Origin of the sequence: Sphingobacterium sp. DR205 (genome assembly GCF_011064245.1) — a bacterium.
Lineage (GTDB): Bacteria > Bacteroidota > Bacteroidia > Sphingobacteriales > Sphingobacteriaceae > Sphingobacterium > Sphingobacterium athyrii.
The window spans coordinates 3,227,164-3,240,002 of sequence record NZ_CP049333.1; the positions used below are offsets into that span (position 1 = coordinate 3,227,164).

The following is a 12,839-nucleotide window of genomic DNA, read 5'->3' on the forward strand; positions in this document are numbered from 1 at the left end:
TTGATCATAGTGCTCCTACGGAGCACTTCTAGATAGTGCAATTTAGCCCACACACGGGGTAACCTACTGATTTAATGAAATATATCTTTAACCAATAGAAATGTCATCAAAACTAATCTCCGACAAGTTCAATTTAAACCCTTCGGTGACATTGCAATGACTTTTCTGTCCGAAAATTTTTGATTTTAATAAATTATATAATTTTTTAAAATATGAATTTCTGATAGTGCCTAGGTCTATATATTCAGGAAAGTACAGCCTATCCATCAACGATCCCCCTCCAACTATCCTGAGCAGATTCATTTTATTAACAAACTTTTTATGTCATGGAAAAACCATTTGAAATCTTTAAAGTATCAGAGATTAAAATCCAATATTTACCCGATTTTAAGCTCTCAGAACGACCAATTATTACAAAATCATCAGATGCCTATAAATTGCTATTATCGCAATGGGACACAGGAATAATGCAATTTTTGGAAGAGTTTAAAATCATACTCCTGAACAACGCTAATCATGTTTTGGGTATAGTTAATATTGCAATGGGAGGGAAAGGCGCAGTTATGGTGGATATGCGTGTTATCTTCTCTATTGCACTAACAGCTTCTGCAAGCAAAATTATCTTAGCACATAATCATCCATCAGGCAAACTTATTCCAAGCTCGGCTGACCGTCTGGTTACGAATAAGGCTTTGGAAGCAGGCAAAGTTCTGGACATTGAAGTTTGCGATCATATTATCCTCACTTCACATTCATACCTCAGTATGAAAGATAACGGAGACTTCTAACCATTTAAAATATATGATTATGAAAACTACAAGATCATTTGGATCGCTGGTAATATCTATAATTGGATGGGCATTAGCGATCACAGCATTTGCTGTTGCTATGCAGATCGTTATAAAAGTAATCAGTGCTGTATTGTCATTTATCTTTATTGTTATGTTGGCCGTATTTACAATTGGGTTCATTGTGCTGACGATAAACGCTCTATTGAAACGATCGTAATAGACAGGAGAATCCATAACATCTTCGCTTGAAACTACTGGCGGTTTCCGCTTGATGTGAAGGATTCTTTTCGTTTTTACTGGATTGATAACGGTTTATTGAATATATTTGCACAAAGACATATTGAAGAAATAAAGCGTTAGCTTAATGTTCTTGTGAAAGAGAAAACCTAGGAAATTTTCAATTGCACAACAAGAGCGGATAAGGTGACGTTCTACGCTATATATTAGCGTGGGACGTGCCTATCTGTTTTGTTTGTGCAGGGTTCTCCTAGGTACCTCTCTCAGCAATTCAGCTCTAGGTTACGTCCCACGCTTTTTTATTATTAACCAACCGAATAGGGACAGATCGGTTCCAAGACTCTATTAGATTTTATGAAAAAATTTATTTGGTTAGCCCCATTATTAATCATTGTACTTAGCCTTTCGATCGTTTCCTGTAAAAAGGAACAGGAGCAACAAATTATGGAAAAAAAACAGCTTAGAGTTAAGGTCGAAAACCTTGACATAAAAGTGCTCGGAGAATTTTCCTTTATGGACGAGAATCAAAATCATTTTAAAGAAAGCTCTTTTAGTTTAGGTCAAGGGGAATCTAAATATTTTGACATACCTAAAAATGCAGTAGCTATCACCTTTTACTTGAACAATATGAATCCGATGTTTACATCATCTAAAGAAAGAAAGGAATTTAAAGTGAAGTTCACTATCTCCGACTATAACGGCAAAACCTATCACGAAAATACAGAAGTTAGTCAACCCGTGTATGAATTAAGAAGTGGTCAACTATTTTATACCCCAAATTCTAAGATTGTGTGGGGGCCAGCTTTAGATAACTTTTATAAATAAAAAGCAGTAATGGAAAATATAGGCTTTTCGGAGATTGTTTCAAACATCGATCTCAAAGAATTACATTGGATCGGGATAATTGCCTTGTGCATTGGTTTTCTATGGACTTTTGGAGGTATTGTTGTGTTGATTTTCGAACAGAAAACTAATGGATTGCAGCACCTAATATTGGGATTAGTAATCCTTAGTATACTTTTTTACTTTAGGTATCAGCGATCTCGGAATCAATTAATTGCTAAAGCAAACAATGAGCGAAGATTAATACAAATGCAAGAAGAAAAAGAGCGTCTAGAGCAGATTGAAAAGCAACATGACAATTGTAATATTGAACTAGCTGAACTTAAAGCTATAGAGTTCTTGGATAGAAACCAATTTCACATAATAGAACGAATTTCTAGGCATTTATCAGATAATTTAGGGTGCAAAGTTGAATATGTTTTCCGTGTCAAGAAAAGAGTATATAATGGGTACTCTTATGTACCAGGCGATAAAATGTATCAAGCATCATTGACACTCGACAAATTCTCTGGAAACTACGAGTTCACCGACGGAGAGCTTTATGACCCTATAGGAAAAACAGTGCAACAGCTATTAAAATGACCTCGCTTCAAGAATAGAATCACATCCTACATCTATCTAAACATCCCACTCACTGAAAATTTGGAGGGTTTCGTGAGTGGGATTTAGTTACAATTGATCATGTATTTATTTATTAAATATTATGTATTGCTCCGTAGTACCCCTTGTTTAATCATATTTCCTATTTCAGAATACCTGTTGATTCGTTGCATATTTGGGTTGTCGTCTGGTAAATTTGGCCCATCAATTTCGAATTGAACATTACTTAAATAAAAGCTAAAGTATCCATTATTAATGATTTCAATGGTTATGAACTCGAAGTGTGGCTCAGTTTGGTCAAAGTATTCCTCAGACTTGAAATGTGGATTAACTATTTCATCAAACTTCGTTGGTGTTAATATCAGATTATGTAACTTGCCTTCTCCTGTAATGTGGTCTACCTGATATAAGTAATTGTCTGGTTCCACCAATAGATTTTTAGATTCTGTTCTCAGATACTTATAGGTGAGCTTTCCAACTATTGGATCAAGAAACCGATCATGCATAAATACATATGCACTTATTTTCTTTAAATCAATAGTGATGTCTACTCCTTTAATTATTTCAGCCCATAAATTCTTATTTAACACTTCTTGCCTGAATAATTCTGGTGTGCTAAATAGATCTTTCATGTTAATGGAAAAGATCGGAGGATGATCAGGTTGTAATGTCGCTGTCTTACCTGTATTATTGTACCAGCCGACCCCTAGCTCTGCATCAAGTTTTATTTTATAAATGGTCTTTTTAATTCTGATATATACTAAAGTCTGCCAATTCTTATCAGAAGCTTCATGTATTGAAAGTAGTTCTATACCGACTTTTTTCCCATATTCCTTGGCTTTCTTTGTAAACCCTTTATTGCAAATTAATATTCCTTTATTAGCTAGCGTATCTTCAATAACAGATTTAAACTCATCTACTACTTTTATATCCGCTGGTCGTGAATAATCTTTAGCTTGAATAATTGTTAAATATGATATGCCCATATTCTGAAATCTGATAGATACATCAATCTGCCTCTTAGTATTTGAATTTTTACCAAGAATGTAATCATCCTGTTTGATTTCAGCATTTGGTGCAAGCTGTTTAAATAGCCTCTCAACTAACAGCTCATATTGCTTTCCTTTACTCATTAGAATTTAACCTTTGTATGTGAACAATAAATTTAATAGCTTATACATAATAAGAACTCTGTAAGCTACAGCTTAAATGTACCTATTCACGACTTCTATTAACAAAGGAACTTGGAGCTCAACACCCTTTTCTATAGCTTTAGTTGCTATTTTTCCAACCCACCCTAATATCTTCTTACTTAAGTTCTCTTTAGGCTCATTTTCTATAAGCTTCTTTAAATCGCCAATGTCAGTTTCTTCAACACCAATATTCTTTAATTCTTTCGAGAGTTTTTCAAACGTATTAGTGCTATTAAAATTCTGCTCAATATTCTCACCAATACCAATATTTGAGTTTGTATTATTACCATAAATATTTTGGTTTATGATAGTTTGAACCCGTTGCTCACTATCTTTTCCTTCTTTTGAGAACGAGTTTTCAAAATCAGGGAATGCATCATTTAATTCTAAAAGAGTATCCAGTAGTTTCTGTTTGGTTAACTCCAAAATATGCCGTAATTCACTAAATTGAATTCTTCTTTTTACAGCGGTAATTTCATTTTCCGCACCACTCATTTGGGATAATGTTGTCACTAAACCTTGTGGCAAAAGCTCGAATCCAAAATTCTGATCTTGCGATGCATTTAGATTTGATTCTAGAGTTCCTACACTCTGAGTTATTCTCATTTTATAGAATGACATTTCAGAGTTGAGGTCTTTATCTAAATTTGTTACATCAAAAGGAACAGTTGTTGTTCCACGAAAGGGATGATATACATCGGCAAAAACCTCGCATTTAATCACTCTATAAGAAGGTAAAGTTCCATCTGTATACCCATTTATTTCATGGTAGATCCAATCTTTAAAATCATTATTTTTTACTTTATAAGCTATAATTTTTGCTCTTGTTAAAGCTTGAGTTACTGTTATTTTATCGAATGTTAGATCTTCGATCAATTCTTTTATCATAATATATGTCTAAATTTAAGTAGTATTCAATTATTATTGTGAAATTATATAATGCTTCCAGTCTTTCTTTCATGAAGGCGTAAAGACAATTGCTAATATTATCGTAACAATAACGGAGAGAACAGATATATAAATTGCTACCAAACTCAAATTAACAGCTCGCTTACTTAGATCAATCGCTCGCTCATTTAATTTTTGAGATTGATAACTATAAAAACTTGTGAGAGCCAAGTTTTGCAGAGTTCTATCTTGTAAGACTTTAAAGCCTAAATCAGTTATTTGAAAAATTGGCACGATTGTCTTCTCCTTTTGATACGTTTCCATATAACCAAGCTTAATCATTTCTATTATAGTCAAATTAAGTTTTTCAATTGGTATATCCCATATAAAAGATTCAGGCACTTTAGAGCTTAATACTATCTTATATAATTCCTTTAAGTTGAGAGACTCTCTAAACATGAAAGCTTCCATTATTGAAGACATTAAAAAATGTTCAACATAAATATTTTTGGCAACTCTATCGTCAGTATTTTTATTGTCTCTAGCTCCAGATTCTGCAAAAATCTCCGCCCATCCCTCAATATTTTTTGTACGGGCTAGAAGTTCTTCAAATTCCTTTTGTCTAAACTGATTAATTTCCTCTTGAGTCATAATTAATATAAAGGTTGGAAATATGGCATTCCGTTTCGGAATCACTAGCATAAAGATATGCCAAACCAAGTTAAAAACGAAATCGGACTGCATCCAAATTCGTTTTTAATGCGTTGCAGTTCGTCATACTTGATGCCTTAGTAATCCCTCCACGTCATAAAAACTCCTTTGTCTTTTGAATAAGCATTTCATGCACATTCAAAATCCAACCGCTTTTAGAGTTTGGCTCGCCTGCTGATCGCTCAGGCTCCAATGTTGGCACTATTTTTTAAATGGCCTTTGGCTAAGTCCCACGCTGTCAAAAATACCGCCAACAGTTTCCGTATACTTCGTATATATCGCTGAATCATGCTAACGCATTTCTCTTCAGCGACCTTCGCTCAACTCGCAGACGGCGAGCGAATATAGATTGATCCCAGCGATATAAAAAATTAATAGTAATAGCTGTCGGTTTTTAACACCCGTATCATTGTATCATAATTATAATGAGAACGGACAACAAACATATCGATCAATCATCAGAACTCTCTGCATTGCGGAATGAGATTTCTGATTTGAAAAATATGATGTCCACTATGCAAGAGATTATTATTAACCAGAATAAACAGATCAATGACATTTATAAATGTTTATTTAATAATCCTATTAAGTCTAAAGATCAAGTAAAAGAGCAGAAAAAACAGGATATGAAGAATCAGATTATTCTCAAGAATTTGAGAAAATAAACCTCTCTTAGAAATTCGAGAGTTACAATCAGATTCTTAAGGTTATAAAATTTAAACATTTAAAATGTAAGGCCATTTACTGGCGTTTGTTTAAAATGGTAAATCTTCTTGTTCAGGCGTATCCCAGACTGGTAAACTTCGTATGTTTTCACTCAAAACTTTATCGATTTGTTCAATTAGGAAAGGCGGTGGATCTAATAATACGTCTATTAATGGATGAATGAACACAACTTCTCTAGGATTATTACTGCTCGTCAATTCAGATACCTCCGTCAATTTTTTAAACCCTAAACGACGCATTAGATCATCATATTTATTAGATAGAGTTGAGTTAAGAGAATTAACGTCCTCCCAAGTTTTTATATTTTCAATCTCCCCAGTGGTTTTCCAACCTACCCCAAGATTGAACCTCGCTGTATCAATTGCATAACGCAAAATTAGAATCTCTTCATTCTTCAGCCGACCTTCTTGTAAATCTTTAAGAAATTTATCTAAATGGCTGGAACTTGAGTTTGACAAATTTTCTATCTGATTGGAATTTAAATTCAAAGTTATTGAGCTTTGATTCCCAGCATTAAGCACTTTTCTTGATTCATTTGGACTGCTCTCTTTAGATACAGGATTACTGGAAGAGATCAGATCAATTTCCTTCACAAATTCTCTTATCTTTTGGCTAACAAAAATGGCTTGTTTTGATATAGGAAAATTTAATCTTAAAGATTCGACAAAACCTGTTATTCTATCATGATTATTAATCATAAATCCTATTTCTCTAGGGTCAAGTGCGCCACTTTGAAATTCAGAGCTTGAAGGAGAAAATCCAGGAGTAAAAATTATAGTATGTTCATTTTCGACTATCCATGCGGCACCCATTTCATTTAAGCATGCTATGCTTTTATAGTATTCAGGGGATAATAAGTAAATCACGTGTGGTTTTTCCGTGATTTTAGTTTTTAGCCAATTGAATATATTTTGTCCTGAGGGTATTCCAAATGCATCATTGCTAGTGAAAATTATTTGATCACTACTAACACCTATTGAGACTAGCAAATCTACGATAGCTTGTCCATATTTTGAGTTTTTAGAAGAATGAGAAATAAATATATTCATTTGTATTATGGTATTGAAGTTTGTTTTAATTCTTAATAAGTTAATTTTTATACGATGGCAATACCATAAATATACAAATAGTTTGTTAATCTCGATTAATATTCTCAGGACACATATGAATCATAAAAGATAACCATAGATTAACGACGTCATGAAGTATTACAGTGCCCGTACTACATCCATTGTTTAAAATAAATACACATTAAAAATTTAACTGATTGATATTCATTAACATTTAGTTTTAAAAATAAAATTAAACTCTGTCAAAACTCTGCCAAAAGCCGTATATTTAATCAAAATTTATATCATATGAAGAAGAGAAAAGTGCCTTTAAACGCAAAAGAGCAACTTTTTACAGTTGCTCTTCGTTCGGCGGAAAGGGAGGGATTCGAACCCTCGATACAGTCATCCCGTATACAGTCTTTCCAGGACTGCTCATTCGACCACTCTGACACCTTTCCGTGTTTCAGTGCACAAATGTAGTAATTTTTTGCGTTATTGCAATACCAAGCAGCTTTTTTTAAGAACGATTTTTCCTATGCTATTGATCATAAGCGCATTGTTTTTATATTTTTTTGAATAAAACATATTTCTTATTTTTCAGTATGACAAATACTTATTTAAACATAAAAAAGAATATTTTGGAAGTTGCCCTCGAGCGAACAAATGACCGGATCGCAATGATCGAATCGGCATTGGAAACAGCTAGGGATTCGAGTAATGATGATACGAAAAGTAGCGCCGGAGATAAGTATGAAACCTCAAGGGAAATGATCCAGCAAGACATCAATCGGTATCAAGGGCAGCTTGTTGAGGCGAATAAAGATTTATTACAGCTCACGAATATTACGTCAGCGGTGGGTGATAAAACTGATTTTGTTAAATTGGGAAGCCTTGTCAAAACAAATGTGGGACTTTATTTTATCGCCACAAGTATTGGTGCAATAAAAATCGGCGATAATAATGTTTTTGTCATTTCAGCGGCATCGCCTATAGGGCAGTTGCTCCTTGGTAGAAAAATAGGAGAGAGTTTTCTGTTTAACAGATTAAATCAGACCATATTGGAGCTTTATTAATTGCCGAAAAAGAAGAAAGCTAAACAATATGCCTTCATAATTGTTTTCACTATGAACGAAAATAAAACGATACGATGAAATTAAACAGATTACTTTTGATATTTTCATTCGGTGTTTTACCTTTTGTTCACTCTTGCCGGTCACCAGAATCCGATGATAAGCTAAAGTCAAAAATTGAAGAAGCTTTAATAGATAACCAGGGCATAGCAGTGGATGTAGAAGAGGGTAATGTTACATTGAACGGGCAATTAGGATCGGATTCATTAAAGCAAGTGGTTGAAGAGAAAACAAAGGCCGCGGGAGGTGAAGATGTTAAATCCATCCACAATAATATCATGGTCAATCTTCCTGAACCTGAAGATGCGCGTGAAAAATATCATGAAATAGTTGAGGGAGCGGTCGATTCCACGATCACTAGAGATGTCAATCGGGTACTGGAAGATTTTCCGACCATTACAGCACAGGTAAAGGAAGGAATTATTATTGTAACAGGTAATATTGAAAAAACACGAATGGATTCCCTAAAGAAAAGATTGGAACATATTAAGCCTAAAGGTGTTGATATGAAAGGAGTTACCAGTCGTTAGTTTTCGCATTTCAATGGAAATATAAAAGCTACGCATCAACAGATGGGTAGCTTTTACTATTGTGCATATGTTTATTTACCCCTAATTTAAACATTTTCCATCAAATCCCGAATAGCGACTGAGGCAATGGCACCTCCAAATGCTGCGGGTAGATAGGACATTGTTCCGTAGGCTGACTTTTTAAAATTACTCCCATCGGTATATAGCAAGGAGCTTTTATCCGGAAGCTCAGTTGAAAAGGCAACTTTAACACCTTCACGGATACCATGTTTACGCAACTTCTTACGAATATGTTGAGCCAGTTTGCAATTATAAGACTTGCTAATATCTGCGATCTCAATTTTTGTCGGGTCAACTTTGCCACCTGCACCCATTGAACTTACAAATGGCATTTTTGCATCCAGTGCCAGCCTGATGAAGAATAACTTCGGTGTAATACTATCGATGGCTTCCACACAATAGTCGGGCGCCATTTCCAATAAAGCCGGAATTTTTTCAGGGATAATAAAGTCTTGGATCACGGTCAATTCCAATTCTGGATTAATGGCTAAAAGGCGCTGTCTCATGATTTCAGCTTTCGCTTCACCATGGTTCGTTGCAAGAGCCGGTAGCTGCCTATTTCTGTTGGAGGGGTCTACAGTATCACCATCTATTATGGTCATTTTACCGACCCCCGCACGGCAGATAAATTCAGCCGCAAAGGAACCCACACCGCCCAGGCCCAGAACCATCACGTGTGAATTCGCTAATTTTTCCAAAGCTGTCCTACCGACCAGTGCCTCGGTGCGTGACAGCCAACTTAAATCTTTCATTTTTTTAATACAATCTTATAATTATGATATAATGCCTGCTTTAACATCTCTACTGGAATAGATCGGACTCGGGCGACATATTGATATAGGGTGGCAACTTCTGTTGCTGTATAGGTATCTGTTTCTAAAAATAAATGTGTAAGGGGGATATTTCTTACGACTTCGTCCTGGCTGCCATCCAAACAATGGACACCGATCGAAAGGTAATACCCTTTATCCATAAGCTGTTTGGCCAAAGTCCAATTCTTGCGATAGCCATGGAAGATAACCGGTAAATGAAATTTAGCTTTTACCAAAGATGCCAAAACTTCCTGAAAGGCACGAACACAGTGAATAATCAGCGGCTTCTGAAAAGCAATGGCCAAGAGAATCTGTTGCTCAAAAACCTGTTGCTGTTTTTCGAAAGGAATAGCGCTATTTTTGTCCAGACCGCATTCGCCTATTGCCACAACATTCGTTCTTTGTATCATTGTTTGCATCAATTCTAACACTTTTTCCGTATTGCTGTTGATGTACCATGGATGTAAGCCGATAGAGCAGTCTCCGTCAATGATAGTCTCATTATGGTTCAATGCTATATTTATAACAGATCGGTTGAAACCGTCCTGTATCATATCAAGCCGATGTGTATGTATGTCGATATAGGGAACCTGCATTGTCAAAGGACAAAGGTCGAAAAAATAGTTGAAGCAAAAAATATTCTCTATAAATTTAGTATAGTTTTATTGCTCCAACTTGCTGTTGAGTGCCTGCAAGATTGCGGAAGCCTTTAAAAGACATTCCTGATATTCTTGCTCCGCCAATGCTTGGTTGGTAAGGGCTCCGCCGGTATGAAAGGACAGGTATTTTTCGCGTTGATTGTACAGGAGGGAACGGATGACGACGTTAAAATCAAATTCATCACGAATAGTATCAAAATAGCCTACCGAACCTGCGTAAATCCCTCTTTTGGAGCCTTCAATCTGATCACAAATGCGCATGGCAGCAATTTTGGGTGCCCCCGTCATCGAGCCAGCAGGAAATGTATGTCTAAAGACGTCCATATTGGACACGTTGGGATCCTGTATGCAGCTGATTGTAGATATCATCTGATGTACTTGTTTAAAAGACTGGATTTCAAATAGACGTGTGGCTTCAACTGTTCCGGGAAGCGCGCTCCGTGTTAAATCATTACGAACAAGATCTACGATCATTACATTTTCGGCGATCTCTTTCTGCGACTGGAGCATACGATTGATAATATCCCGGTCTTCGTGCTCAGTGATGCCTCTTTTAGCTGTGCCTTTGATGGGTTGAGAGATTAAACGGCCTTTTCTCTTGGTCAAAAAACGCTCTGGAGAAGCGCTCATAATAAAATGAGGTCCAACTTTAAAAAAATTACTGAATGGGGTAGGTGAAACTGCATTCAATTTTAGATAGACCTCAATCGGAGAAATATCTGCATTTTCTGCGAAGAACTCCTGACAGAGATTTACCTCGTATATGTCACCACGTTGGATATGTTGCTGCACTTTATCAAAGGCATCAAAGTATTCTCCTTTTGTCCACCGTGAGCGTACGTGCAGATCTAGTGCAGCTTTAGCTTGCGGAGCTGTCGTCTCACAGATGGATTGATACACGGCAACTGGATCGTCGGCTTGGATGCGCACCTGCATACCGCTGATGCTTATCGTAATCGCCGGGACAAAAAAATAGGCTGATGGAAAGCCAAGCTTATCCGTTGTGCTGGTCTGTAATTCTTCAATCTCATTCTTGAGGTCATAGGATAGAAATCCCGGAATAACATCGCACGGATGTTGCAATAAGAATTGCTGTAATTGATCGAGTACATTTTCATCTGCACAAAAAGAATGTAAGGCCTTCACCGCCAGCATGCTCTCAAATCTTCCCCATTGGTCTGGCGACCCATTGCTATTAAAGAAAGAAATTTCATCAAATTGCCCCGACCAGTGCAGGGCTTTCTGATGAAATTTATCTTTAGAATCGAGAAGATCAAAACTTTCGATCCGCATATTTTACTTTGATAAAGCCAATGTTTGTTTACGATCCGGACCTACTGATAAAATCGTGATCGGAACTTCGAGCGCTTTCTCCAAATAAGAAATATAGTTACTTAATGCCTCAGGAATCTCAGCCTCAGATGTGATACCTGTCAAATCTTGTTTCCACCCTTGGATTTCTTCCAAGATTGGCTCTGCCTGATGTGTGATAATCTCGTACGGCATATAATCAATCACTTCACCATTGTAGTTATAATGTGTACATGCGTAGATCTTGTCAAAAGTATCCAATACATCAGCTTTCATCATGATAAGGTCCGTTACACCATTGAGCATGATTGCATATTTCAGTGCCGGAATATCAATCCATCCTGTACGGCGTGCACGTCCCGTTGTAGCACCGAATTCATGACCCAATTGACGTAGTTTTTCTCCTGTCTCATCATGAAGTTCAGTAGGGAAGGGGCCTCCACCCACACGTGTTGCATAGGCTTTAAAAATGCCGTATACTTTACCGATTTTGTTCGGTGCGATACCAAGACCTGTACAAGCTCCAGCAGTTGTCGTGTTGGATGAAGTCACAAAAGGGTAAGAACCGAAATCGACATCCAAAAGAGTACCTTGGGCACCTTCAGCCAATACGCGTTTGCCTTCTTTCAGATATTGATTGACCAAATGCTCTGAATCGACATGCGGAATGGTTTTAATGAATTCAATCGCAGCCAGGAATGCTTGCTCTTTTTCACTGAAATCAGGAATTTCACCATAGTGAGAAAGAATGTTCAAGTGCTTTTCTTTCAACTTTTGGTAACGCTCCTGAAAGTCGGGAAGGGTCGTATCACCTACACGTAAGCCATTTCTACCAGTTTTGTCCATATAGGTCGGACCGATACCCTTCAATGTAGATCCGATCTTGCCGGCGCCCATTTTCGATTCCGAAGCAGCATCCAATAATTGGTGTGTCGGCAAAATAAGGTGTGCTTTGCGTGCTAATACCAAATTGCCTTTACCCACCGGATCAAAACCAGCTGTCTTAAGGTTGTCTAATTCTCTTTTTAGGATAATCGGATCGATAACGACACCATTACCAATAAGATTTAGTGTACCTTCATTGAAGATACCAGATGGAATTGTGTTGAGCACGAATTTTTTGTTATCAAATTCCAACGTGTGTCCGGCGTTAGGGCCGCCTTGGAAACGAGCGATTAAATCGTATTTTGGACAAAATACGTCTACGATTTTACCTTTACCCTCGTCACCCCATTGTAAGCCCAAAAGCACATCAACTTGCATAGCTTTTAAAGTATAGTAATTAAAATGTTATTA

General features: G+C 36.6%; 15 protein-coding genes and 1 tRNA gene. 7 read left to right on the top strand and 9 right to left on the bottom strand.

Features of this window, described 5'->3' with window-relative positions; all coding sequences use genetic code 11:
- Positions 1 to 326: 326 nt before the first annotated feature.
- The 4 genes from G6053_RS13720 (at position 327) to G6053_RS13735 (ending at position 2,453) form a co-directional block, all read left to right on the top strand.
- On the top strand, positions 327 to 788 hold the full coding sequence (locus tag G6053_RS13720) for a JAB domain-containing protein (RefSeq protein WP_165306793.1): 462 nt from the start codon (positions 327 to 329) through the stop codon (positions 786 to 788).
- A 19-nt stretch (positions 789 to 807) separates the two neighbouring features.
- Positions 808 to 1,008: a hypothetical protein gene (locus G6053_RS13725; protein ID WP_165306794.1), complete on the top strand. Its 201-nt coding sequence runs from the start codon at positions 808 to 810 to the stop codon at positions 1,006 to 1,008.
- A gap of 374 nt (positions 1,009 to 1,382) precedes the next feature.
- Positions 1,383 to 1,853 (top strand): hypothetical protein, encoded by a 471-nt coding sequence (locus tag G6053_RS13730; RefSeq protein ID WP_165306795.1) that lies wholly within the window; start codon positions 1,383 to 1,385, stop codon positions 1,851 to 1,853.
- A gap of 9 nt (positions 1,854 to 1,862) precedes the next feature.
- Positions 1,863 to 2,453: a hypothetical protein gene (locus tag G6053_RS13735; protein WP_165306796.1), complete on the top strand. Its 591-nt coding sequence runs from the start codon at positions 1,863 to 1,865 to the stop codon at positions 2,451 to 2,453.
- Positions 2,454 to 2,572: 119 nt separating this feature from the next.
- Here G6053_RS13735 and G6053_RS13740 read toward each other — a convergent pair whose 3' ends face one another.
- The 3 genes from G6053_RS13740 to G6053_RS13750 all read right to left on the bottom strand — a co-directional run bounded on the left by G6053_RS13740 (position 2,573) and on the right by G6053_RS13750 (position 5,203).
- Positions 2,573 to 3,604 carry a restriction endonuclease gene (locus G6053_RS13740; protein ID WP_165306797.1) on the bottom strand — a complete coding sequence of 344 codons (1,032 nt, stop codon included), beginning with the start codon at positions 3,602 to 3,604 and terminating at the stop codon, positions 2,573 to 2,575.
- Between the two features lie 72 nt (positions 3,605 to 3,676).
- Positions 3,677 to 4,552 carry a hypothetical protein gene (locus tag G6053_RS13745; RefSeq protein WP_165306798.1) on the bottom strand — a complete coding sequence of 292 codons (876 nt, stop codon included), beginning with the start codon at positions 4,550 to 4,552 and terminating at the stop codon, positions 3,677 to 3,679.
- A 69-nt stretch (positions 4,553 to 4,621) separates the two neighbouring features.
- Positions 4,622 to 5,203: a hypothetical protein gene (locus tag G6053_RS13750; RefSeq protein WP_165306799.1), complete on the bottom strand. Its 582-nt coding sequence runs from the start codon at positions 5,201 to 5,203 to the stop codon at positions 4,622 to 4,624.
- A 485-nt stretch (positions 5,204 to 5,688) separates the two neighbouring features.
- Between G6053_RS13750 and G6053_RS13755 the strand changes: the two genes are divergently transcribed.
- Complete coding sequence (locus G6053_RS13755; RefSeq protein ID WP_108634460.1) at positions 5,689 to 5,928, top strand: hypothetical protein; 240 nt, start codon at positions 5,689 to 5,691, stop codon at positions 5,926 to 5,928.
- A 90-nt stretch (positions 5,929 to 6,018) separates the two neighbouring features.
- Here the strand turns inward: G6053_RS13755 and G6053_RS13760 are convergent, their stop codons facing one another.
- Together G6053_RS13760 and G6053_RS13765 are read right to left on the bottom strand one after the other, a co-directional pair.
- Positions 6,019 to 7,038: a toll/interleukin-1 receptor domain-containing protein gene (locus tag G6053_RS13760; protein WP_165306800.1), complete on the bottom strand. Its 1,020-nt coding sequence runs from the start codon at positions 7,036 to 7,038 to the stop codon at positions 6,019 to 6,021.
- Between the two features lie 373 nt (positions 7,039 to 7,411).
- Positions 7,412 to 7,499, bottom strand: a tRNA-Ser gene (locus G6053_RS13765).
- A 144-nt stretch (positions 7,500 to 7,643) separates the two neighbouring features.
- Between G6053_RS13765 and G6053_RS13770 the strand changes: the two genes are divergently transcribed.
- Positions 7,644 to 8,114, top strand: a complete 471-nt coding sequence (locus G6053_RS13770; RefSeq protein WP_108634300.1) for a hypothetical protein — start codon at positions 7,644 to 7,646, stop codon at positions 8,112 to 8,114.
- Positions 8,115 to 8,188: 74 nt separating this feature from the next.
- Positions 8,189 to 8,701 (top strand): BON domain-containing protein, encoded by a 513-nt coding sequence (locus G6053_RS13775; RefSeq protein ID WP_165306801.1) that lies wholly within the window; start codon positions 8,189 to 8,191, stop codon positions 8,699 to 8,701.
- Between the two features lie 86 nt (positions 8,702 to 8,787).
- Here G6053_RS13775 and G6053_RS13780 read toward each other — a convergent pair whose 3' ends face one another.
- From G6053_RS13780 to G6053_RS13795, 4 genes are all read right to left on the bottom strand, one after another.
- Complete coding sequence (locus G6053_RS13780) at positions 8,788 to 9,513, bottom strand: tRNA threonylcarbamoyladenosine dehydratase (protein WP_108634298.1); 726 nt, start codon at positions 9,511 to 9,513, stop codon at positions 8,788 to 8,790.
- Positions 9,510 to 10,169, bottom strand: coding sequence for a TatD family hydrolase (locus tag G6053_RS13785; protein ID WP_206531941.1), 660 nt, complete (start codon positions 10,167 to 10,169; stop codon positions 9,510 to 9,512). Before G6053_RS13785 ends, G6053_RS13780 begins: the two co-directional genes overlap by 4 nt.
- Before the next feature lie 66 nt (positions 10,170 to 10,235).
- Entirely contained in the window at positions 10,236 to 11,525 is a 1,290-nt protein-coding gene (locus G6053_RS13790) for an anthranilate synthase component I family protein (RefSeq protein ID WP_165306803.1), read from the bottom strand.
- 3 nt (positions 11,526 to 11,528) lie between these two features.
- A complete protein-coding gene (locus tag G6053_RS13795) occupies positions 11,529 to 12,806 on the bottom strand; it encodes an adenylosuccinate synthase (RefSeq protein ID WP_104381933.1) in 1,278 nt (425 codons plus the stop codon).
- Positions 12,807 to 12,839 lie beyond the last annotated feature (33 nt).